This is a genomic window from Bacillus cereus group sp. MYBK108-1, assembly GCF_051917185.1.
Classification (GTDB): domain Bacteria; phylum Bacillota; class Bacilli; order Bacillales; family Bacillaceae_G; genus Bacillus_A; species Bacillus_A cereus.
Genome location: NZ_JBQAHZ010000011.1, coordinates 110306 through 134540, shown reverse-complemented (window position 1 = coordinate 134540; position 24235 = coordinate 110306). Strand labels below are relative to the sequence as shown.

Genomic DNA, 24235 nt, shown 5'->3' with positions numbered 1-24235 from the left:
TTTGCTTTTTTTATAGGCTATGTTTAAAAAATAACAGCAAATGCTCTTGCGAAAGCACCGTCACTATTTTTAATTTTTAAAGGTGCTGCTGAGAAAAAGAAACGTTTTTCTTCGATAGCATCTAGATTTGTTAAGTTTTCAATTAAGTAAATATCATTCCCTAGTAATATGTGATGAATCGGTGATGTTTCTGTTGTGACTTCATCAGGAGAAATGAAATCTAAACCGATAGATTTTACTTTTAATCGCACTAGTTCTTTAGCTAATTCTTCAGAAAGATAAAATGCTTCCTTCTCATAAGCTTCTGTATTCCATTTTGTGGATAGATTAGAATGAAAAATAACAATATCACCTTCTTTTATGTCAGTATTATGCAATACTGTCTTAGGTAATTTTCGCTCTTGAATATGTGTTACATCTATAAGAACAGCTTCACCTACAAATTGATCCAGCGGTAATTGATCGATGGTCGTTGCGCCTGAAATAAAATGCGCAGGAGCATCACAATGCGTGCCAACATGAACGACAGAATGAAAATCTGTAACTTGATATCCTGATTCTTCAACACTTGTAACAGCTTCTAGTTGTATTTTAGGTGTTCCAGGAAATTGAGACATATTATTTTCAAATGTTTGTGATAAATCAATTACTTTCATTTTACATACCTCCAATATATGTTTTTCAAATAATAAAAAGCTCATCCTTCAGTATCAAGAAAGATGAGCTTTACATGCTAGTTGAGTTTTATCTTCCAAAATGCATTGCATTTTGCAGGAATTAGCACCTATTCAGTTTGTATAAACTGAGGTTGCTGGGCTTCAAAGGGCCGGTCCCTCTGCCTCTCTTGATAAAGAAGTATTCAGTTTTTAAAATCGGAATTTTCCGATAGTTAAATTGTAATTCATTTCCTTTTTGCGTGCAATACAAAATAGGTATTCACCCAAATAAAGCTGCTCGCATATTGTAGCTTATGTAAATAGAATGCTGCGAAGGAGTGAGTGCAGTGACAGGAAATGTATTAAATTATTATGCTGGTGGTAATACAGCTAGGGGATTTCACAATTTATACGAAGAGAATTTAAAAGGATTAGACAGATTATTTATCTTAAAGGGTGGCCCAGGAACGGGAAAATCTTCTTTAATAAAGGCAATAGGTCGTGAATGGATTGAAAAAGGATATGATATTGAATTTTTACATTGTTCTTCTGATAATAAATCGGTTGATGGTGTAATTATCCCAAAATTAAAAGTAGGAATTGTTGATGGGACATCGCCGCATGTTATTGAGCCAAAAATGCCAGGAGTTGTTGAAGAGTATATAAATTTAGGAATTGCTTGGGACTCAGATAAACTAAGAAAGCAGAAGTTAGAAATTGAAAGATTTGTTTCAGAAGCAAGCAAAGCTTTTCAGTCTGCTTACGCACGTTTTAAAGAGGCATTGGTTATACATGATGAGTGGGAGAAGATATATATTGATAATATAGATTTTAATAAAGCAAATGAACTAACCAATCAGCTAATCCAGAAATTATTTGCAGATAAAAGCGGGAGACAATCGCTTGTAAAAAATCGTTTTTTAGGAGCTGCTACACCGAAAGGAGCAGTTGATTTTGTTCCTAATTTAACAGAAGGGTTACCACATCGTTATTTTATAAAAGGGCGCCCAGGCTCTGGAAAATCAACGATGCTCAAAAAGTTAGCTAAGGCAGCTGAAGAAAAAGGGTTTGAAGTTGAAGTATATCATTGCGGATTTGACCCGAATAGTCTTGATATGGTTATCGTAAGAGAATTAGGATTTGCAATTTTTGATAGCACCGCACCACATGAATATTTTCCAAGTCGCGAGGGTGATGAAATTATTGATATGTATGCCCTTATTGTTACGCCAGGGACGGATGAGAAATATGCGAAGGAAATTCGTGATGTCTCCATTCAATATAAAGCAAAAATGAATGAGGCGATGTCTTTCTTAGCGAAAGCAAAATCGGTTCGTGATAAATTAGAACGAATTTATATTGCTGCTATGGATTTTTCAATAGTAGATGCATATAAAGAGGAGATTCAAAAAGAGTTTGAACGAATTGCTGCTACTGTAATTGAAAAGCAACAATAGACGTTTCATTAGGCTGTCAGTAATTTCTGACAGTTTTTTTAGTATGTAGTAAAATTAATAGTGTATTGTCGAATTTCCAAGGAAATAATCAAAAAATGGAGATGTTATGAAATGAGAGAGAAAATCGAGTTGGAGTTAGAAAGAATTGAAAAAGAGAATGATGTAAAAATTTTATTTGCGGTGGAATCAGGGAGTCGTGCTTGGGGGTTTCCATCGAAAGATAGCGATTATGATGTTAGGTTTGTTTATATACATCCGGTAGAATGGTATTTATCAATTCATGACAAACGAGATGTAATTGAATATCCAATTAGTGATGATTTAGATATAAGTGGTTGGGATATTAAAAAGGCGTTGCAACTATTCGCGAAGTCGAATCCTGCTTTACTTGAGTGGATTCGATCACCAATTTTTTATTCGAAAAACTCTAATTTTCCAGAACTACTTCAACAGATGAGTGAGAAGAATTTTGATCCAAAAGCAACGATATATCATTATTTACATATGGCGTCGAAAAATTATCGTGAATTTTTGCAAGGTGAGAATGTAAAGCTGAAAAAGTACTTTTATGTATTACGTCCCATTTTAGCTTGTAAGTGGCTAGAAGAGAAAACGACTTTACCTCCTGTAGAATTTGATCGATTAATTACAGAATTATCATTAGAACGTAGCGTATTAGATGAAATTGAAAAGTTGTTAATAAAGAAAAAAGCAGGTACTGAATTAGATGTTGGATTGAAAATTAAGGTGCTAAATCAATTTTTAGAAGAACAAATTCATTACTATCAGCAATATGTAAAAGGAATTGAAAAGGGATCAGGAATCGATATTGAGAGTTTAAATACATTGTTTCGAGATATGTTGTTTGAAGCATATGAAAAAGAGCACAAGTAAGTTTGTGCTCTTTTTATTTTGTAGGAATGAAGAAAACAGATATAGCTGCGATAAGACCTGCAAAGGAGAATAAGTAAAAATTCCATGCTAAGTCATATTGCATTGTCATAATAATACCGACGAGAATTGGGCCAGCAATTGCACCAACTCGGCCAAGCCCCAGTCCCCAGCCTAAGGAGGTAGCTCGGATATGTGATGGGAAGTATTGTGTTACATATGCATTTAATATTTGAGTAATACCGACTGAGCCAATACCAGCAAGGCCAATTAAAAGATAAATGATTGTAACAGATGGTTTGATTGTTAATAGTCCGATACATATGGCTGCCATAAGATAAGAGATGCTAATAACAATTTTTGCTCCTATACGATCAGCAAGTGCTCCAGCGAATAGTGCGCCGATAGCTGCGGTAATATTTAGCATAAGTAGAAATGACAGACTAGACCCAAGAGGATATCCTGCCTGGCGCATCATCTGTGGTAACCAAGTGTTTAAACCATATATTAAAAACATTCCCATTATATAAGTGATCCAAAAAAGTAGCGTTGCTTTTATGTATTCTTTTGAGAATAAAGTAAAAAATCCATTTTTCTTTCGTATAGTAGATGGGTCTTGATGAGTTTTATCTTTTACATGAAATTCAATTTGAAAACGATTAAGAATTTGGTTCACTTCTTCTTGGCGATTACGTGATAATAAAAATTGAATGGACTCGGGTAAATAGCGAATAATGAAAGGAATGAGGAGTAGTGGAATCATTCCGATACCAAACATAATTCTCCATCCGAAATCTTCTAACATAAGCATGGACAAAATAGCACCTAACACGATACCTAAAGGATAGCCAGTAAACATAAGAGCATAAATAAAAGATTGCCTTTTTTTTGGTGAATATTCAACAGTAAGTGCTGAAGCTGTTGGGATAACACCGCCTAATCCGATTCCTCCTATAAATCGAGATAATCCAAATAACTCAGGAGAAGGAGCGATAGCCGCTAAACCCATTGTGATAGAAAAAAGTGCTAAACAGCATATAAGCGTCCATTTACGCCCAATTAGATCTGTAATCGTTCCAACTAGAATAGCCCCAATAAACATCCCAAATAAAGCATAGCTTGCAATTGTACCAGCATGCGCTGGTGATAGCGCCCAGCTTTTGTCTTCTAGGAGCTTTGGTAGAACGGCACCGTAAATACCTAAATCATATCCATCAGCTAAAATGGCTAGCCAACAAATAAAAACAACAAGTTTTGTAATAGAGCTTGGAAAGATAGTTTCTGTAGATTCTAGATGAGGTGGAGCTGAAGGTTGCATAATATTCACCCCTTTTAATTTGTAGATGAATATATTATTTTATTTAATGTTAATATTTTCCTCCTTGTGTCGAATTTTATCTGAAAAGGCTTTATAACAAATAAAGAAGTTCAACAGTAATTTTGTTGAACTTCTTTATTTGTTTACTCATTATCAACTCGTTTTAACGGTTGATCTGCTGGGCCTTCAAGAACGTCTCCCTCAATTGAAAAACGAGAACCATGGCAAGGGCAATCCCAAGTACAATCACCATTATTCCATTCAACTTCACAGCCGAGATGTGTACAAGTTGTATCGACGATATGTAATTTTCCTTCTTTGTCCTTATAAGCACCTGCTCGTTTACCGTTAACATGTACGACAGATCCTTCACCAACTTCGAGATCTTCTGGCTTACGTAATGCGGTTTCAATCTTTCCTGCAATTAAATGTTTCGCAACATCAATGTTTTGGGAGAGGAACGTTTTTATATCTGGATTGGCATGGAAGCGTGATGGTGCATACAGTTCTTTATAGGGACTGTGAACTTTTAGGATGGAGTCCTTCAGTAGGTGAGCGGCAGCAGTTCCAGTTGTCATTCCCCATTTGCGATATCCAGTTGCAACAAATATATTTGGATTTCTTTCGTTAATATGTCCGATATAAGGAAGCTTATCTAGAGTAATTAAATCTTGTGCTGACCATCTATAAGGAACTTCATCTATTCCAAAAGTGGCTTCAGCAAAAGAATAGAGTGCTTCATAATGAAGCATCGTATTTATTCCCTGACCTGTTTTATGACTCTCTCCGCCAATCAAAATTAATTTTTCTCCATTGGTTGTTATATAGCGTAAGGAGCGCTTTGGATCATCAATACTTAAATACATGCCACCTGGATACTCCGTTTTTGCTTTTATTGCAAGAGCGTAGGAGCGTTCTGCGTACATTCGCGTAAAGAAAAAGCTATTCGCATCATAAAAAGGAAAATGTGAACAAGAGACGACATATTCACAAGTGATATGATGGCCCTCTTTTGTAATTATTTGTGAATAATCGCCCTTTTCCACATCCATAGCTGTTGTTTGTTCGTAGACCTTTCCGCCCATCTCCACAAACTTTTCTAAAAGTGTTTTTAAATAAAGAAGGGGATGGAATTGTGCTTGATTTTTCATTACAAGCGCAGATTGTACTGGAATAGGAATCGATAGAGATTGAACATAGTCACAAGGTATATTTAATTTTTGATAAGCTTCATATTCTTTCGATAAATTTCTTAATCCGTTATCAGTAGTTGTATATAAATATGAATCTTCATTTGAGAAATTACAGTCGATTTTATATGTTTGAACAGTTTTATTTATGAATTGTAGAGCCTGATTATTTGATTCATAGTAAAGCCGGGCCTTTTCTACACCGAAATGATTTATTAATTCATCATAAATAAGATCATGTTGTGCTGTTACTTTCGCTGTTGTATGCCCAGTCGTTCCATTTAAAATACGACCAGAATCAATTAAAACAACATCGATGCCTTCTTTTGCAAGTAAATAGGCAGTAGTAATACCTGTAATACCAGCACCGATAATAGCAACTTTCGTCTTTATATTTTCGGATAAACGAGGGAAAGTAGGAAACTGAGTAGATTCAATCCAATAAGATAGCGGCAGTTGTGGAAATGTATCACTTGTCATTGCGGAAACCTCCTGATTTTAGAACAATTTTCCTTTTAATATTTCCATATTATATGAAATTCATGTGTGTTGTTTTAGAAGTAGTCTATTTTTATTAAAAGAGGTTATAAATTATTTTAATATAATTAATTAGGTGGGGCATTATGATGTAGTAGGATTTATATAAAACTAAATTCAAGTGATTCTGTTTGTTGATTACATAGGGAGTTATTGAATGAGATAGAGTCTATGGCGTTTAAGAAAATGTCTATATATAGTGGGTAAATCCTTATGGAATCTATACATTTTCTTTAGTGAAATAAAGTATGATTATAAAAATATAACCACCTTTTATTACTAGGTCATAAAAGGTGTTGACAATATAGAAATTCTATTGTTATGATTCATCATGTGGAAAGGTTGATAGAGAGTAAAAAGAGAAATGTTTTTCATTGATAATAAAAGCGAAAAATAAGTGACGATAGAGTGAGTATATTTTCCTTATAATAGATGCTTTTTGGATCACCTAGTAAAATCAATCTGGAAGCAAGAATTGATATATGTAAGTTGCGCAAGGCGCGGCATAAGAAAGGAGCAAAAGGATGAAGGAGCTTCATACGTTTGGGTGGTATGCAGCACGTGTATCACCACATTTGCCGAAAAAAGCATTTAAACCAGTGCCTACTCGTTTATTTGGTGGACTGGCTTATTTGCTTGTGGCATTGGCGGGATTAATATCGATTGGTGTATTTGAATTGAATGTGTGGGCGAATCTAGGAATTGCGATTGTTCTTGGATTATGTTTTGCTTCACTAGGATTTTTAGGGCATGAAATTTTACATGGAACTGTTGTAAGAAAGGCATGGCTTCGTGACTTCTTAGGCGCGATTGCATTTATGCCATTATCAACAGGGCCAAAGCTTTGGAGAAAGTGGCATAATGCAACGCATCATGTTCATACACAGCATGAAGAGAATGATCCAGATGCATGGCCGACACTTGAGAAACTTAAGAAGAGTAAGTTTTTGAGTTGGGTATATCGTATGCCTTTACATGTACGTTCATTCTTTAGTTTTCTGTCACTAACAATTCAATTTACATTGCATTCGACTCGAATGTTCTTTCATTTTATAAAAGAGTTCAAGTCATCCAATCAAAAATCTGTATGGCTTCAACTTCTTTTGCCTTGGACAGTTTGGATTAGTTTATTGTTTATTATGGGACCTGGAAAATGGTTATTTGCATATGTCATTCCGTTGTTAATTGCTAACTTTATTGTAATGGCATATATCGCAACAAATCACCGCTTAAATCCAATTGTTCCAGTAAATGATCCGTTAGCAAACTGTTTGTCAGTAACAGTGCCGCGCTGGGTAGACGTTTTACATTTCAATTTCTCATATCATACAGAACATCATCTGTTTCCCGCTATGAGTTCTAAATACTATCCGTTAGTAAAAGAGAAGATTAAAGAAATGTGGCCGGAACGCTATCATGAGATGCCGATGACAAAAGCTTTGGCAGCGCTATGGAATACACCACGTGTGTATTATCAAGGAAGTGAATTAGTGGATCCGCATAGAGAGCACTTCTATGGTTCTTTAGGAAATGGACTAGATCCTCATAATATTTCATATCGTGAGGAACATATAGAAGAAGAAAAGAGTATTAAAAAAGTAAATCAGTAAAAATTAATATATTTTTGCAATGAAAAAGCAAGCCATCTCAGGCTTGCTTTTTCTTATAAAGAAACTTCCTTTTTCTTCCTTTTATGGACTTGGACGGAGTTAGTTTCTTTTCGTTGTAGTCGTTTTTCTAAAAGATTAACAAAATAAGTAAATAGAAGAACAAGTATGAGATAGTATGCACCAACGATTATGTAAGTATCTAATTGTTGGAAATTACCTGCTGCAATTGATAAACCTGAACCCCATAATTCGGACATTCCTACATAAGCGACAAGTGAAGAGTCTTTTAATCCGATAATAAATTGGTTTCCTAGAGGAGGAAGAGACAGACGAAATGCTTGTGGTAATATAATTCGTCGCATAGCTAAAGGGTAAGGCATGCCTAAAGAGCGAGCTGCTTCTAATTGTCCCCGGTCGACGGATTGAATGGATCCACGGAAAATTTCCGTAATATATGCACCGTTATGAATTGCTAAAGCGATTGCACCTGCCCAAAAAGGGGAGAAAACAATGACAGATGTAATGCCAAAATAGAGAATGGCGATTTGAACGATTAAAGGTGTACCACGAATAATAGCAATGTAGACATGAGCGATACTATTTAAAACTTTATTGTTAGAGATTCGAAAGAAAGCGAATAATAATCCAATTAATGAACCGAGTACTAGGGAGGTTAATGTTAATTGTAATGTGACAATAGTAGCCTTTAAGAGTGTGGGATAGGAAGAGATAAAAATTTCAAACATGCGTTTCACCTCATATTGTATAGATTTTAGTAGAGAATGAAATGCCCCACATAAAATGAACATTTAATCAGTGGGGCACTGTTTATGAATCTTTTGAATGGCTAACTTACTTCGTTTTTTCCTCTTCACCGAGAATATTACGCCCGAACCATTTTTTACTGATCTTTTCATACGTACCATCTTTAATGATTTCATCTAACGCTTTATTTACTTTCTCAACCATTTCTTTATCATCTTTGCGAATAGCAATTCCCATTTCATCAAGATTTAATGGTTTTCCGGCTTCTTTTATATTCGATTTTCCTTCTTTTATCATACGTAGACCAACCATTTGATCCGTAATTACTGCGTCAACACGCCCAGGCTCTAAATCCATAAGAGCAGTAATATCGCTGTCATATTCTGTGATTTGATCTGTATATTTTGCAACAAGATTTTTAAAGGTACTAGCTTTTACAACACCAATTTTCTTACCTTTTAAATTTTCTGGAGAAGAGATAGCGTTATTCTTTTTAGCTACAAAAATTTGGGCGCCAGAGCGATAGTACGGATTTGAGAAACTAACAGCTTTTAAGCGCTCCTCTGTAATTGCCATACTACCCAGTATTACATCATATTTCTTCGCTTGAAGACCTTGAATCAGCGTTTCCCATGGGTTTGTAACGGGCGTAGCCTTCATGTTCATCTTTTTAGCAAGAGCTTCACCGATTTCTACATCAAAGCCGACAAGTTTGCCGTCATTTTCTTTATAGTTAAAAGGTTTGTATAATCCACTCATCGCATAGCGAAATTCTTTTTCACTATTTGATGAAGTAGTAGAGCTTTCTTTGCTACAAGCTCCTAGTATGAAGGATGTACATAGTGTAATGCTCGCAACAATGGTTAATAGTTTTCTTTTCATAAAACCCCTCCTATATATTGATCATACGGATGGTTTTTTAGTATGTTATTGAAATATTTTATTTGGATGATTAGTTGTGCACCGTATGAATGTATTCCTTTTCGTTTGAAACAAAAGTTACATTATAAAACGTTGCGTAAAAATTGTTTTGCCCGTTCATGTGATGGAGCTGAAAAGAATTGTGCTGGCGGAGCATCTTCTACAATCTTTCCATCATCCATAAAGATGACGCGATCAGCTACATCTTTTGCGAAATTCATTTCATGAGTAACAATAACCATTGTCATCCCTTCTTCAGCAAGTTCTTTCATAACTTGCAATACTTCTCCAACAAGTTCAGGGTCTAAAGCTGAGGTAGGCTCATCAAACAGCATAATCTTAGGGCTCATTGCAAGAGCTCGTGCAATGGCAATGCGCTGTTTTTGACCACCTGAAAGAAGATGAGGAGTTACATCCGCTTTATCTTGAAGGCCGACTTTTTGGAGAAGTTGAGTTCCAATATCCTTTGCATTTGCTTTCTCTAATTTTTTTACGTGAATAGGTGCTTCTATGATGTTTTCTAGTGAGGTCATATGAGGAAAGAGGTTAAAGTGCTGAAAAACCATACCGACATTTTCACGGACTTTATTTAAATTTGAATGCTTTGGATCAATTCGCTCACCTTGTAAGTGAATTTCGCCTTCATCGTACATTTCTAAAAAGTTAAGACAGCGAAGTAATGTACTTTTACCAGAACCACTGGCACCAATTAAAACAACAACTTCTTTTTCTTTTACTTCTAAATCAATTCCTTTTAACACATCAAGTGAACCGAATGATTTTACTAGATTTCGAACTTGAATCATACAAAACCCCCAGTTAAAAATATATTTTACAAATGTTGCCCTGTATTTCTGTTATTAGTCATAAATTGTCAGAATCCTTTATTTTTTTCGTGCAATTTGATATTCAAAGAAATAATGATTTTTAAAATCTCTATATCCTTCTATAATGAAAATATGGATAATAATATATAGGTAGTATTTATATTGCTTATAAAAAGGGGGAAAGGGAAGATGGAAAAAGAAAGAAAAACATTTTCTTTTGGATTACGTACACAACTTATGCTATTCACTACAGTTTTAGCTTTCATTACATATTCAACAAGTATATTTTTTATTTACGTGATATACGATTATTTTCAAAGTTATGTAAGTCAAACTGTATATAATATTATCGTTATGTTATTAGGGGTAGTATGGTCTGGAATTTTAGCATATGGAGCAGCCGTATTTTTAATTAAACCGCTTCGCAAGTTAGAGGAAGCGGCAAGAAAAGCAGCTGAGGGTGATATTCGTGAAGATGTTCCATTACCGAAGACAGATGATGAAATTAAATCTTTAAGTGTTGCATTTAATATGATGTTAGGAAACTTAAGGGGCATGGTAAAAAATATTGATACAACATTTTCGTATACAAATAATCAAGTACAGCAGATTAGAAAACAAACAGGCGAAGCAACGAGACAAGCGCAAGGTGTATCTGAGACACTTGCAGAGATTTCTTCAGGCGCTGAGCAATCAGCGGCATCAATTCAAGCAATTGTTTCTGCTGTTGATACAACGACTTCTATTGCAAGTGAAGTAGAAGAAAAAGCGAAGCAGTCTGATACATTGTCTTCAGAAATGGTTGAAGCTTTAGGGCATAGTACTCGTGTCTTTACGTCTTTAATTCAAGGTATTCAAACATTGGCAAAAGAAAATGAAGATTCAATGCAAAATGTACAGAAGTTAGAAGAACGAATGAAACAAGTAGAACATATTGTGTCTGTTGTGAGTGCGATTGCTAGCCAAACGAATTTATTAGCACTAAATGCTTCTATTGAGGCAGCTCGCGCAGGAGAGCATGGAAGAGGCTTTGCGGTTGTTGCGGAAGAAGTACGTAAACTTGCTGATGAAAGTGATCATTCTGCAAGAAACATATCGCAGTTATTACGGAATATGCAAGATGAAGTACAACAAGTTGCAATGAAAATGACAGAACAAGTGAAAATAGCTAAAGAAGAGGCGAAACGTGGGGAAGCTACGGAATTAATTTTAAAAGAAATGTCATCAAGTGTTATGGAAGTAGCCGATGCAACTCAGCAAATTAGTAGTTATATGAATGAACAAGTGAGCCACATTCATCAAACAGGAGCGCAAACAAAAGCTGTAGCAGCAATTGCTGAAGAAACGTCAGCTGGTTCGCAAGAAGTAGCACGTGTGACGCTACAACAATCTAAAAATATGATAGTAATCGATCAATTATTAAAGGATTTAGAGAAGCAAGCAACTGATTTGAAACAAACAATTGAACGATTTTCAATGTAAAAGGAAGAACAGAATATTGTTCTTCTCTTTTTTATTTAGCTTGATTTAATATTTACAGTTAAACTATGAACGTTTCCGCAACATTCTTTTCTGTCCCTTTCGGATGAAAATTATAGCGAGCTATAATATTAAAAGGGGTGTCTTTTATGAAAAAAGAAAAAAGACAACGGTTAATTAAACAATTTGTAAAGGAGTATGAAATAGATAAGCAAGAAAGATTAGTAGAATTGTTAGCAAAAAAAGATGTATTAGTAACACAAGCTACGGTTTCTCGCGATATTCGTGAGTTAAACTTAACGAAGGTACCTTCTCAAGAAGGATTAATGATATATAAAGTTTTCTCAGAAGAGCATTTACAAACTGATATAAAGTTAAAGAAAAAATTACGAGAAGTTGTTGTAAAAATTGATTGTGTAGATCAATTAATGGTTATTAAAACATTACCTGGTAATGCACATGTTATTGGTGTTTTATTTGATGAGTTAGATTGGAAAGAAAAAATAGGATGTATATGTGGAAATGATACATGCCTTATAATTTCACAATCGAAATCAGATAGGGAGATTATAGAAGAAAGATTAAATTTAATTATTTAGATGCAAAAATCCTGTTTTTAATAAAATTAAAAACAGGATTTTTGTTTAAATACGGAAGTTAAATATTCAACATATATGCGTAATATATGTATTTTTTATTGAGAAAGCAAGATAGTTTGTTATAAAAATACATATTCGTATGATTTTAAAAAAATAACTTGTTTAATATTTCACAATGATAATGTGGATGCTTTCACAAAGATGAAAGTACAGAGCATTTATTATGTACTTGTAAGACATCAAACATATTTAAAAGGAGGTACAACAAATGAAACATCCGATACATGTTACTTCAGAAATTGGGGAATTACAAACGGTTTTATTAAAACGACCGGGTAAAGAAGTGGAAAACTTGACGCCAGATTATTTGCAGCAATTATTATTTGACGATATTCCATACTTACCAATTATTCAAAAAGAGCATGATTATTTTGCACAAACGTTACGCAATCGGGGTGTTGAAGTTCTTTATTTAGAAAAACTAGCCGCTGAGGCGTTAGTAGATAAAAAACTTCGAGAAGAATTTGTTGATCGTATTTTAAAAGAAGGACAGGCCGACGTAAATGTTGCACATCAAACTTTAAAAGAATATTTACTTTCCTTTTCAAATGAAGAATTAATTCAAAAAATTATGGGCGGTGTACGGAAAAACGAAATTGAAACAAGTAAGAAGACACATTTATATGAATTAATGGAAGATCACTATCCGTTTTACTTAGATCCAATGCCTAATTTATATTTTACTCGTGACCCAGCAGCTAGCGTGGGCGATGGCTTAACGATAAATAAGATGAGAGAACCAGCGCGTAGACGTGAATCATTATTCATGGAGTACATCATTAAATATCATCCAAGATTTGCAAAACATAATGTACCAATCTGGTTAGATCGTGATTATAAATTTCCAATTGAAGGTGGCGACGAGCTAATTTTAAATGAAGAAACAATTGCGATTGGAGTATCTGCTCGTACTTCAGCTAAAGCAATTGAACGTTTAGCTAAAAATCTTTTTAGCCGACAAAATAAAATTAAGAAAGTGTTAGCAATAGAAATTCCAAAATGTCGAGCATTTATGCATTTAGATACAGTATTTACAATGGTTGATTATGACAAGTTTACAATTCACCCAGCCATTCAAGGGCCAAAAGGGAATATGAATATTTATATTTTAGAAAAAGGATCAGATGAGGAAACTCTTAAAATTACACATCGTACTTCTTTAATGGAAGCATTAAAAGAGGTATTAGGCTTAAGTGAATTAGTTCTTATTCCATGTGGAGGAGGAGATGTAATTGCTTCTGCTCGTGAACAATGGAATGATGGCTCGAACACATTAGCAATTGCGCCAGGTGTAGTTGTTACATATGATCGTAACTATGTATCTAATACGTTATTACGTGAACACGGTATAGAAGTGATTGAGGTGCTAAGTTCGGAATTATCTCGTGGTCGTGGGGGTCCACGTTGCATGAGTATGCCAATTGTTCGTAAAGATATTTAGTATAAATAACGGAGAAAGTAGGGATGAATTATGTTAATGACTAGACCAAATTTAAAAGGAAGAAGCTTTCTAGCAGAAAAAGATTTTACACAAGAAGAATTGTTATATTTTCTAGATTTGGCAGCAGAATTAAAAGAGAAAAAGAAAAATGGTATCCCGCATCATTATTTAGAAGGTAAAAATGTAGCGCTCTTATTTGAAAAAACTTCTACTCGTACGCGTTGTGCATTTACAGTAGCATGTACAGATTTAGGGGCAAATCCTGAATATTTAGGGAAAGGTGATATTCAACTTGGGAAAAAAGAATCTGTAGAGGATACAGCAAAAGTGTTAGGGCGTATGTTTGACGGAATTGAGTTTCGTGGATTTAATCATGAGACTGTAGAATCTTTAGCACAAAATTCTGGTGTGCCAGTTTGGAATGGATTAACAGACATGTGGCATCCAACACAAACACTAGCAGATTTATTAACAATTAGAGAACATGTAGGGAAGTTGAAAAATGTGAAGCTCGTTTACGTTGGCGATGGACGAAATAATGTTGCTAATAGCTTACTAGTTGGTGGAGCAATCGTTGGAATGGATGTACGTATTTGCACACCAGAATCTTTATGGCCTGCACAAGAAGTAATTGATTTAGCAAAAAAATATAATGAACAAGTAATGATAACAAGTAATGTGGAAGAAGCTGTTGCGAATGCAGATGTAATTTATACAGATGTATGGGTGTCTATGGGGGAAGAAGAAAAATTTGCTGAACGTGTCGAGTTATTGAGACCTTATCAAGTAAATATGAAAATGATTAAAGAAACAGGGAATGAAAACGTGATTTTCTTACATTGTTTACCTGCATTTCATGATGTTGAAACGATGTATGGCGAAGAAGTTTACGAGAAATATGGGTTGAAAGAAATGGAGGTAACTGACGAAGTATTCCGCAGTAAACATTCAAAAGTATTTGATCAAGCTGAAAATAGAATGCATACAATTAAAGCGGTTATGGCAGCTACTTTAGGAAACATGGAGTAAAGAAGAAAGGGAGTCTTCCTTTCTTCTTTCTCCTCCTTTAGACACTATCATTCACTATTGCTTTTGTATTGTTATTGCAATTAAAGAGAGGTGAGTGGAATGGGTGAAGATAAGAAATTAGGGTTGTTTACACTAACGGCTCTTGTAGTTGGGTCTATGATTGGCGGTGGAGCCTTTAATTTAGCGAGTGATATGGCAAAAGGTGCTGGTGCTGGAGCCATTATTATTGGCTGGGTTATAACAGGAATTGGGATGATTGCACTCGGATTATCTTTTCAAAATCTAACTGTAAAACGGCCAGATTTAGATGGTGGTATTTTTAGCTATGCAAAAGCAGGGTTTGGTAATTTTATGGGGTTTAATAGTGCGTGGGGATACTGGCTATCTGCTTGGCTTGGGAATGTAGCTTACGGTACATTATTGTTTTCTTCATTAGGATATTTCTTCCCGATCTTTGAAGGCGGTCAAAATGTAGAATCCATTATTGGTGCAAGCGTATTATTATGGTGTGTTCACATGTTAATTTTACGTGGAGTTCAATCAGCAGCCCTTGTGAATTTAGTAACTACAATCGCAAAATTAGTACCTGTATTTGTATTTATTGTCATAGGAATCTTTGCGTTTCATATTGATACGTTCTTAGATGGATTTTGGGGGCAAACTGGTTCTTTTTCATGGGGAGCAGTTGGCAGCCAAGTTAAAAGTACAATGCTTGTAACTTTATGGGTATTTATTGGGGTAGAAGGGGCTGTTGTTTTATCCAGTCGAGCAAAAAATAGAAGTGATGTAGGGAAAGCAACCGTTATTGGCTTAATTGGTACACTCATCATTTACATTTTAATCACATTATTGTCTCTTGGACTTATGCAGCAAGCAGACATTGCAGGTTTGAAAAATCCGGCTATGGCTTATTTGTTTGAAAGTGTTGTTGGAAAATGGGGTGCTATCTTTATTAATTTAGGTTTAGTCATCTCTGTATTAGGTGCTTGGTTAGGTTGGACTTTGCTCGCTTCTGAAATTCCATATTTAGCGGCTAAAGATGGAGTATTTCCAAAATGGTTCGCAAAAGAAAATAAAAATAAGGCTCCAGTAAATTCATTATGGATAACAAATGGTTTAATACAAATATTCTTGTTAACATTCGTCGTTTCTGATCAGGCGTATAACTTTGCATTCTCTTTAGCATCTTCAGCTATTTTAATCCCATATGCTTTTTCAGCATTTTATCAACTGAAGCATAGCTTAAAGTCTGAAGAAGCAGATCGAAATAAAAATATAATAATTGGCTTGATCGCAAGTATTTATGGCGTGTGGTTAGTTTATGCAGCCGGTTTAGAGTATTTATTATTAACAATGACTTTATATGCGCCAGGTATTTTTATTTTTTACAATGTTCAAAAGCAAAAGAGTTCGAAGCAAATATTTACTCGAGTGGAATTAGCATCATCCGTAGCAATTGGTGCTTTAGCATTCTTTGCGATTTATGGATTAATTACAGGCAGTATTACTTTATAAAGCGCTGTGAAAGCGAAATCAACTGGAGGGCTGGAATATGGCACGAAGAAAAATTGTAGTTGCACTAGGGGGAAATGCGATACAGTCTGGAGAAGCTACTGCGGGAGCGCAGCAAGAAGCGTTGGAAAAAACGGCAGAACAACTTGTGAAAATAATGGAAAATGATGTGGATATAGTAATTGCGCATGGAAATGGCCCACAAGTGGGGAATATTTTATTACAGCAAAAAGCTGCAGAAACGGAAAAGACACCTGCAATGCCATTAGATACTTGTGGGGCAATGAGCCAAGGGATGATTGGATATTGGATGGAAAATGCAATTGAAAAGGCATTGAAAAAACGGAATATAAACAAAGATGTAGCAACGGTTATAACACGTGTTGTTGTGGATAAAAAAGATGAGGCATTTAAAAATCCAACTAAACCAATTGGTCCTTTTTATACAGAAGAAGAGGCCAGAAAATTAATGGATGAAACAAAAGCAGTGTTTAAAGAAGATGCTGGTAGAGGATGGAGACGTGTTGTTCCATCACCGAAGCCTGTAAGTATTCATGAACATAAAGTGATTAATTCTTTGGTCGAAGATGGAAACATAGTGATAGCTGTGGGCGGAGGTGGAATTCCAGTAATTGATTCTGAAGAAGGGTTAAAAGGAACTGAAGCGGTTATCGATAAAGATTTCGCTGCGCAGAAATTAGCAGAATTAGTAGATGCCGATACGCTCGTTATTTTAACTGCAGTTGATTATGTGTATGTAAATTATAATCAACCGAATCAAAAAAAATTAGAGCATGTCACAGTGAATCAATTAGAAGAATATATTGAAGAACAACAATTTGCTGCGGGAAGCATGCTTCCAAAAATCGAAGCTGCTATTAATTTTGTTAATACAAATCCAAAAAGAAAAACGATTATTACGTCTTTAGAAAAAGTATATGAAGCACTAGAAGAAAAAGCCGGTACTATTATTTCAAAACAGAATGTATGCATGTATGTTTAAATTATTATGTACGCTACTTAGTAGTAAAAAAAGAATGAGGTTAATAACTTCATTCTTTTTATTTATTAATATTTTTTGTACTCATTGTTCATAAAGTTTTCATGATGAAATCTGAATATACAAGTTAATTATGATAAAATTCAAATTGAATACGCTTTCTTGATTTTTCGCTCCAACATACAGCAAGAGAGAGGGAATTTTATGAATAGACGGAACGTAGTGAAAGACTTAAAGCAGTTCGAATTATTTGCTCATTTAACAGAAAAAAAATTGAAAGGCTTAACAGAGTTTGTTTATTGGCGAACTTATAAAAAAGGTCAATTTTTATTTTTAGAAGGGGATTCAAGGGAAAGAATTTACTTCATGTTAGATGGTTTTGTAAAGTTAGAGCGGGTTAATCAAAATGGGAACTTATTATACGATGACTATGTAAAGCGGTATTCTATTTTTCCTTATGGTGGTATGTTTACAGACAGAGGATATAACTATACAGCAGAAGCAATGACGGATGTGGAGGTATATTATATTCCAACGGTAATCTTTGAAGATATGGTAAAATCCAGCAGAACGCAATTGATGTACGTTGTTCAGCAATTATCATCTATATTAAAATTGAATGAAAATCGAGTGCAAAATATTACAATTCCTAATGCACAAGATCGTGTTATCCAAACGTTAAATTATTTAATGCAGGATTTAGGAGAACAGAGTGGGGAAAAGATTGTAATTTCATGTCCACTTACAACAATTGAAATATCCAAAATATCTGGAACATCTCGAGAGACAGTTAGCAGCGTATTAAAACAATTAAAAAATGATAGCATTGTTACAATTTTAGATAAAAAAATTACAATACACAATCCAACATATTTTGAAGAAATCTCTATGTGAAAATTGTATATTGATTTTTAAATTCATAATGTATATTAATAAGGTTCTTTATATATTTATAAGGAACTTTTTTACGTTATCCTCTATAAAAAGATTGTATAGTATGTTAATAATAGCTAAAATCGATAATAAAAAACAAAGTGAAGGGGAGAAAGAATGATTCGTATTGAGTATGATCGATTAGTAGCTATTTTTTACAGTATAGGGGTTTTGTTATTATTAAAAATTCCAAATGATAATGAATTAATTGGGGAAAAACTATTCAATGTCTATAAGGTTCCGATACATACGTATGTTTATATGGATTATAAAGTCTCAAATATATTGATTGTTTCTTTCATACTACATGTAATTGCATTTATATTATTTTTAAAATGGCTAGGAAAAAAGGAGTCTAGTACATTTAGAAAAATGAATAAGATAAAAGTAGTAGGCATTAGTATTTTGATTGTAATGATGCCGTTTATTTTAAATAACATCATCCAAACATTGAATAAAACATGGTACTACGCAGGAAAAACAGGGGTAGAAGCAATAGAATATAAAAAAGAAGATAGCCAGTGTAGTATGGAGAAAAATGGAGATAATATCCAACCGAAGTGCATTGTTACTTTAAAAAATTATCGTAATCATTCACAAGCATTAAAAGTTGTTTTATATGATAATGCAAACGAGAATTCAAAAAGCTATCCAGTACCGAAACCAGTCTATTTACAAAAACATGAGACAAAGCAATTCGAATTTCAAGTTCCTGTTTCTTATAATAGAGGTATGGAAAAAGATAAAGTACCAAATATTAAATTACATTCATTGCATGAAAATGATACGAAATACAATTAATCTGTAAGTAAAAGTTTATGAGTAGGAGCAAGAATTTGAAACGATATAGAAAATCAACTTGAATCATCCAACATACTGCGAGGTAACGGTATATTGGATGATTTTTTTATGTTATCCCCTTTTTTCATGTATGAAAAGGAGGAATACTTTGTTGGAAATGAAAAACATCACAAGGATCATACATGGTTTTTACTTTACGTAATCTGTGAAAGTTAGAGCCATAATAACTAGTTTGCCAATTTTTAATGTCGATATCGGGCCAGTTCACATAGTCACCTAGTGTATAAGGATCTAAGCTTTCTCGTAAACCTTTAACCCAGCGTATATTTCGATTTTCTTCATCATCGCATTTCCAAGAGGTAATGTATTCTTGAGCAATAATTGCTTTACGATGAAAATAAGCCGTTTCATTCGGCGAAATATTTTCAACAGCACCTATGAGCGATTGATGCCAAATACTAGCATCTTTATTTGGTGCATGAGAAAGAAAGGATTGCATGATTTGAATGCCTTTAAGGGGAATAGGTTTATAGATATAGGAACCAGAGCGCTTGAAATTTTCAGGGATGTTACCTCCATTAAAAAATTCAACAGCCTTTATATAAGGAACTTCTTCTATAAAGAGAGAGGGGCTACCAGTTTCAAGAAGAGGGGATAATAGGGAATGGAGTTCAGAGGGAGAACCGATAAACTCGCCTTGTGCTTCGATTTTATTTCGTTGCTTGGCGAATAATTCGATCGATGAAGTGAGACGTTCATCTATATAAGGTGCCCAGTTTTGCCACGCTTGAAATGCAGCAATAAAGTCTTCCCATTCCCATGTAATTGAGAAAATTGATACATTTTTTATCGGGTGGACTCGAAAAGTTAAGGAAGTGACAATTCCGAAGTTTCCACCGCCACCACCACGGCATGCCCAAAAAAGGTTAGAGTTCTCTTGTTCATTTGCACGAATGAGTTTTGCACCAAATTTTCCACATGCTTGTACCATTTCCACTTCCATTAATTGATCACATGTTAATCCATATAAGCGCGAAAGCATACCAATACCACCACCAAGTGCTAATCCAACAATTCCAACGCTTGCACTTGTACCAGCAGGAATTGTAACACCGTAATTCCAAAGTTCTTTATAAACAGTGCCAAGATTTGCACCAGCCTCAATTGTTGCTGTTAATTTCTCTGTATTAACAGTAATGCGATGCATTTCACTCACATCAATAATAAGTCCTTTATTTAAAAGAGAAAAATTTTCATAGCTATGACGTCCACTTCTTAACCGAAATGGTATATGACGTTCACGTGCCCATTTTAAGGCGTTACAGACATCCTTGTTATTTTGACAAAAAACAATAATACAAGGGAGTTTTGGAATACTTAAATTTAAATTCATTCGGGCTACGTCGTAGTCAGGATCTGTGGGAACAACGATACGACCTGTTAATTTTGTTTGCTTCAATTTATTACTCCTTTCTAAAATAATCAGAGTTTTTTATTAATATATGAAAAATGTCTGTAATACGCGTGGACAAGGAGAGGTGAAGAATGAGATTTACCTTTGTGAGAAATAAATAAAGCATAAGAATAAAGAATCTACATAGAGTTCAATGAAAACAGTTGCAAACTGTTCATATTTTGTTATGATAGTGTTACGAAAACGTTTGCATAAAATTCCGATGGGATGCAAAAGGAGAGAAGGACTATGAATAAGACATGGTGGAAAGAAGCAGTTGCTTATCAAATTTATCCACGAAGCTTTATGGATTCAAATGGTGATGGTATTGGAGATTTACAAGGTATTATTGCAAAACTGGATTATTTAAAAGATTTAGGTATAGATGTAATTTGGATTTGTCCAATGTATAAGTCACCTAATGATGATAATGGTTATGATATTAGTGATTATCAAGATATTATGGATGAGTTTGGTACAATGGCAGACTTTGATACTTTACTAGATGAAGTTCATAAGCGTGATATGAAGCTTATTATTGATTTAGTTATTAATCATACGAGTGATGAACATCCATGGTTTATTGAATCACGTTCATCTAAAGATAATCCGAAGCGTGATTGGTATATTTGGCATGATGGTAAAGATGGTGCGGAACCAAACAACTGGGAAAGTATTTTTAATGGTTCGGCATGGGAATATGATGAAGAAACAGAACAATATTATTTACATCTATTCTCACGTAAACAACCAGATTTGAACTGGGAGAATAAAGAAGTTCGCGAAGTACTATATGATACGGTTAATTGGTGGCTTGATAAAGGTATTGATGGTTTCCGCGTTGATGCGATCAGTCATATTAAAAAAGAAGAAGGCCTCAAGGATATGCCAAATCCAAAAGGGTTAAAATATGTGCCATCTTTTGATAAACATATGAATGTGAAAGGTATTCAACCTTTATTAGAAGAGCTAAAAGAAAATACATTCTCTAAGTACGATATTATGACTGTTGGTGAAGCAAATGGTGTTAAGATTGAAGATGCTGAGCTTTGGGTTGGAGAAGAGCAAGGTAAGTTCAATATGGTATTCCAATTTGAACATTTAAGTTTATGGGATGCAGAGAAGAAGAAAGACCTTGATGTTGTAGGATTGAAAAAAGTATTAACGAAATGGCAAAAAGGATTAGAAAATAAAGGATGGAACGCTTTATATATTGAGAATCACGATAAACCACGTATCGTTTCAACATGGGGAGATGATAAACAATATTGGCGTGAAAGTGCAACAGCTCTAGGGGCGATGTATTTCTTTATGCACGGTACACCTTTTATTTATCAAGGCCAAGAAATTGGTATGACAAATGTTCAGTTACCAAATATTGAAGATTACGATGATGTAGCAATTAAAAATTTATATCGCGAGAAAATTGCAGAGGGCGTACCACATCAAGATATGATGGAGATTATATGGGCTTCTTGCCGCGATAATTCACGTACACCTATGCAGTGGAATGATGAGATGAATGCTGGTTTCACAACAAGTACACCTTGGTTTAGCATGAATCCAAATTACAAAGAAATTAATGTTGAGAAGCAAAAAAATGAAGAAAAGTCTATTTTCAATTTCTATAAGAAAATGATTGCCCTGAAAAAAGAGCACGATGTACTGAACTATGGCACGTACGATTTACTTTTAGAAGACGATCCACAAATTTATGCATATACACGTACGTTACAGGATGAAAAAGTCATTGTAATTAGTAATATCTCAAAAGAGGAAGCTGTGTATAATGAGGGTTCATTTGCACTAGAACGCAAACGTTTGCTTTTAAATAACTATGAAGTTGCGGAACATGAAGAAGTAACAACAATTGCTTTAAAACCTTATGAAACAAGGGTTTATCGCATTTCATAATAAAAAAGGATGCTCTTTGAGCATCTTTTTTTATGAAAAAAATAAATTTCTATTGCAAAGTGAAAACGCTTTTATTAAAATAGATTTATGAAAACGGTTGCGTAAAGATAAAAATAAAGTAACATAAGGAATCGTTTTCATGAAGGGAACAGAAATTATAATTTAAATCATTATGTTTTTATAAATAAAGGGGAGGAAGAACAGATGAAAATTACGTCTTTTGATTTTTGGCAAAAGTTCGGGAAAGCGTTATTAGTTGTTGTAGCCGTAATGCCAGCAGCTGGTTTAATGATTTCCATCGGTAAGTTAATTGGTATGTCTGCTGGGGATGTTAACGCAGTTCATACAATCGCTCGCGTAATGGAAGACATCGGTTGGGCAATCATTACAAATCTACACATCTTATTCGCAGTAGCAATTGGGGGATCTTGGGCGAAAGATCGCGCGGGTGGTGCATTTGCAGCGCTATTAGCATTCGTCTTGACAAACCGAATTACAGGAGCTATATTTGGGGTAAACGCTGAAATGTTAGCGGATTCAAAAGCGAAAGTTTCTTCAGTAATAGCGGGAGATTTAATTGTAAAAGATTACTTTACTTCTGTACTTGGTGCACCTGCATTAAACATGGGAGTGTTCGTAGGGATCATCACAGGTTTCTTAGGAGCTACTTTATATAACAAATATTATAACTATAATAAACTGCCACAGGCATTAGCATTCTTTAATGGAAAACGATTTGTACCATTCGTTGTAATTCTTTGGTCTACAGTTACTGCGATTGTATTATCACTTCTATGGCCATTCATCCAAAGTGGGTTAAATGAATTTGGTCGCTGGATTGCAGCTTCAAAAGATAGTGCACCAGTTGTTGCACCGTTTGTATATGGAACGTTAGAGCGTTTATTATTACCATTTGGTTTACACCATATGTTAACGATTCCGATGAACTATACAGAGCTAGGCGGAACATATACGATGCTAACTGGTTCAAAAGTTGGACAAGTTGTAGCAGGACAAGATCCATTATGGCTTGCATGGATTACAGATTTAAATAATTTATTAGCAAATGGAGATACGAAGGCATATAACGATTTATTAAATAACGTTGTACCAGCTCGTTTCAAAGCTGGACAAGTTATCGGCTCAACAGCAGCGTTAATGGGGATTGCATTTGCGATGTTCCGTAACGTTGATAAAGAAAAGCGTGCAAAATATAAACCAATGTTTTTATCAGCAGCATTAGCAGTATTCTTAACAGGTGTAACAGAACCAATTGAATTCATGTTCATGTTTATTGCTCCAGTATTATATGTTGTATATGCTATTACAACAGGACTTGCATTCGCGCTAGCTGATTTAATTAACTTACGTGTTCATGCATTTGGATTTATTGAGTTAATTACTCGTACGCCAATGATGGTTAACGCAGGTTTAACAAGAGACTTAATCAACTTTGTTATTGTTTCATTAGTGTTCTTCGGTCTTAACTTTACACTATTTAATTTCTTAATTAAAAAATTCAATTTACCAACACCAGGGCGTGCAGGTAACTATATTGATAATGAAGATGAGGCATCAGAAGGAACAGGAAATGTACAAGACGGTTCATTAGCAACAAAAGTTATCGATTTATTAGGTGGAAAAGAAAATATTGCTGACGTAGATGCTTGTATGACACGCTTACGTGTAACAGTAAAAGATTTAGATGTTGTTGCACCAGAAGCACAGTGGAAACAAAATGGTGCTTTAGGGCTTATTGTAAAAGATAAAGGTGTACAAGCGGTATATGGTCCGAAAGCTGACGTATTAAAGTCAGACATTCAAGATATGTTAGGTGCGTAA

General features: G+C 34.6%; 19 protein-coding genes, 2 pseudogenes and 1 riboswitch. Of the genes and pseudogenes, 14 read left to right on the top strand and 7 right to left on the bottom strand.

Annotation, left to right across the window (positions count from 1 at the left end; genetic code table 11):
* Positions 1–23: 23 nt before the first annotated feature.
* Complete coding sequence (locus ACTFSL_RS16980; RefSeq protein WP_000862981.1) at positions 24–656, bottom strand: cyclase family protein; 633 nt, start codon at positions 654–656, stop codon at positions 24–26.
* Between the two features lie 85 nt (positions 657–741).
* Positions 742–854: riboswitch (SAM riboswitch) on the bottom strand.
* Positions 855–1003: 149 nt separating this feature from the next.
* Here ACTFSL_RS16980 and ACTFSL_RS16975 point away from each other — a divergent pair.
* Positions 1004–2113 (top strand): PRK06851 family protein, encoded by a 1110-nt coding sequence (locus tag ACTFSL_RS16975; RefSeq protein ID WP_119682884.1) that lies wholly within the window; start codon positions 1004–1006, stop codon positions 2111–2113.
* 111 nt (positions 2114–2224) lie between these two features.
* Entirely contained in the window at positions 2225–3007 is a 783-nt protein-coding gene (locus ACTFSL_RS16970; RefSeq protein WP_001208237.1) for a nucleotidyltransferase domain-containing protein, read from the top strand.
* A 13-nt stretch (positions 3008–3020) separates the two neighbouring features.
* Here the strand turns inward: ACTFSL_RS16970 and ACTFSL_RS16965 are convergent, their stop codons facing one another.
* The gene (locus ACTFSL_RS16965; RefSeq protein ID WP_440042100.1) at positions 3021–4322 is read right to left on the bottom strand and encodes an MFS transporter; all 1302 of its coding nucleotides are present in this window, start codon (positions 4320–4322) and stop codon (positions 3021–3023) included.
* 143 nt (positions 4323–4465) lie between these two features.
* Positions 4466–5992 (bottom strand): FAD-dependent oxidoreductase, encoded by a 1527-nt coding sequence (locus tag ACTFSL_RS16960; RefSeq protein ID WP_119682886.1) that lies wholly within the window; start codon positions 5990–5992, stop codon positions 4466–4468.
* Positions 5993–6573: 581 nt separating this feature from the next.
* Here ACTFSL_RS16960 and ACTFSL_RS16955 point away from each other — a divergent pair.
* Positions 6574–7659, top strand: a complete 1086-nt coding sequence (locus ACTFSL_RS16955; RefSeq protein ID WP_000661226.1) for a fatty acid desaturase family protein — start codon at positions 6574–6576, stop codon at positions 7657–7659.
* 53 nt (positions 7660–7712) lie between these two features.
* Here the strand turns inward: ACTFSL_RS16955 and ACTFSL_RS16950 are convergent, their stop codons facing one another.
* From ACTFSL_RS16950 to ACTFSL_RS16940, 3 genes are all read right to left on the bottom strand, one after another.
* The gene (locus ACTFSL_RS16950) at positions 7713–8468 is read right to left on the bottom strand and encodes an amino acid ABC transporter permease (protein ID WP_440042099.1); all 756 of its coding nucleotides are present in this window, start codon (positions 8466–8468) and stop codon (positions 7713–7715) included.
* Between the two features lie 43 nt (positions 8469–8511).
* Positions 8512–9306 carry an ABC transporter substrate-binding protein gene (locus tag ACTFSL_RS16945; RefSeq protein ID WP_440042098.1) on the bottom strand — a complete coding sequence of 265 codons (795 nt, stop codon included), beginning with the start codon at positions 9304–9306 and terminating at the stop codon, positions 8512–8514.
* Between the two features lie 122 nt (positions 9307–9428).
* On the bottom strand, positions 9429–10151 hold the full coding sequence (locus ACTFSL_RS16940; RefSeq protein WP_000616923.1) for an amino acid ABC transporter ATP-binding protein: 723 nt from the start codon (positions 10149–10151) through the stop codon (positions 9429–9431).
* A 210-nt stretch (positions 10152–10361) separates the two neighbouring features.
* Between ACTFSL_RS16940 and ACTFSL_RS16935 the strand changes: the two are divergent.
* The 9 genes and pseudogenes from ACTFSL_RS16935 to ACTFSL_RS16895 form a co-directional block, all read left to right on the top strand.
* Positions 10362–10712 (top strand): annotated as a pseudogene (locus ACTFSL_RS16935) (HAMP domain-containing protein); the annotation flags it as partial.
* 369 nt (positions 10713–11081) lie between these two features.
* Positions 11082–11654, top strand: a pseudogene (locus ACTFSL_RS16930) (methyl-accepting chemotaxis protein); the annotation flags it as partial.
* 146 nt (positions 11655–11800) lie between these two features.
* Entirely contained in the window at positions 11801–12250 is a 450-nt protein-coding gene (argR, locus tag ACTFSL_RS16925; protein ID WP_000711826.1) for an arginine repressor, read from the top strand.
* A gap of 268 nt (positions 12251–12518) precedes the next feature.
* Entirely contained in the window at positions 12519–13751 is a 1233-nt protein-coding gene (arcA, locus tag ACTFSL_RS16920; RefSeq protein ID WP_000682331.1) for an arginine deiminase, read from the top strand.
* Between the two features lie 30 nt (positions 13752–13781).
* Positions 13782–14780 (top strand): ornithine carbamoyltransferase, encoded by a 999-nt coding sequence (gene argF / locus ACTFSL_RS16915; protein ID WP_098447104.1) that lies wholly within the window; start codon positions 13782–13784, stop codon positions 14778–14780.
* Positions 14781–14879: 99 nt separating this feature from the next.
* On the top strand, positions 14880–16295 hold the full coding sequence (gene arcD, locus ACTFSL_RS16910) for an arginine-ornithine antiporter (RefSeq protein ID WP_000503412.1): 1416 nt from the start codon (positions 14880–14882) through the stop codon (positions 16293–16295).
* A 37-nt stretch (positions 16296–16332) separates the two neighbouring features.
* Positions 16333–17295 carry a carbamate kinase gene (gene arcC / locus ACTFSL_RS16905; RefSeq protein ID WP_000113951.1) on the top strand — a complete coding sequence of 321 codons (963 nt, stop codon included), beginning with the start codon at positions 16333–16335 and terminating at the stop codon, positions 17293–17295.
* Between the two features lie 201 nt (positions 17296–17496).
* Positions 17497–18186: a Crp/Fnr family transcriptional regulator gene (locus ACTFSL_RS16900; RefSeq protein WP_001081906.1), complete on the top strand. Its 690-nt coding sequence runs from the start codon at positions 17497–17499 to the stop codon at positions 18184–18186.
* A 156-nt stretch (positions 18187–18342) separates the two neighbouring features.
* Entirely contained in the window at positions 18343–19026 is a 684-nt protein-coding gene (locus ACTFSL_RS16895) for an ABC transporter permease (protein WP_119682890.1), read from the top strand.
* Positions 19027–19150: 124 nt separating this feature from the next.
* Here the strand turns inward: ACTFSL_RS16895 and ACTFSL_RS16890 are convergent, their stop codons facing one another.
* Positions 19151–20485 carry an FAD-dependent oxidoreductase gene (locus ACTFSL_RS16890; RefSeq protein WP_440042095.1) on the bottom strand — a complete coding sequence of 445 codons (1335 nt, stop codon included), beginning with the start codon at positions 20483–20485 and terminating at the stop codon, positions 19151–19153.
* Between the two features lie 243 nt (positions 20486–20728).
* Here ACTFSL_RS16890 and ACTFSL_RS16885 point away from each other — a divergent pair, with 243 nt between their 5' ends.
* Together ACTFSL_RS16885 and ACTFSL_RS16880 are read left to right on the top strand one after the other, a co-directional pair.
* Complete coding sequence (locus ACTFSL_RS16885) at positions 20729–22393, top strand: glycoside hydrolase family 13 protein (RefSeq protein WP_440042093.1); 1665 nt, start codon at positions 20729–20731, stop codon at positions 22391–22393.
* Between the two features lie 204 nt (positions 22394–22597).
* Positions 22598–24235: a PTS transporter subunit IIBC gene (locus ACTFSL_RS16880; RefSeq protein WP_000705560.1), complete on the top strand. Its 1638-nt coding sequence runs from the start codon at positions 22598–22600 to the stop codon at positions 24233–24235.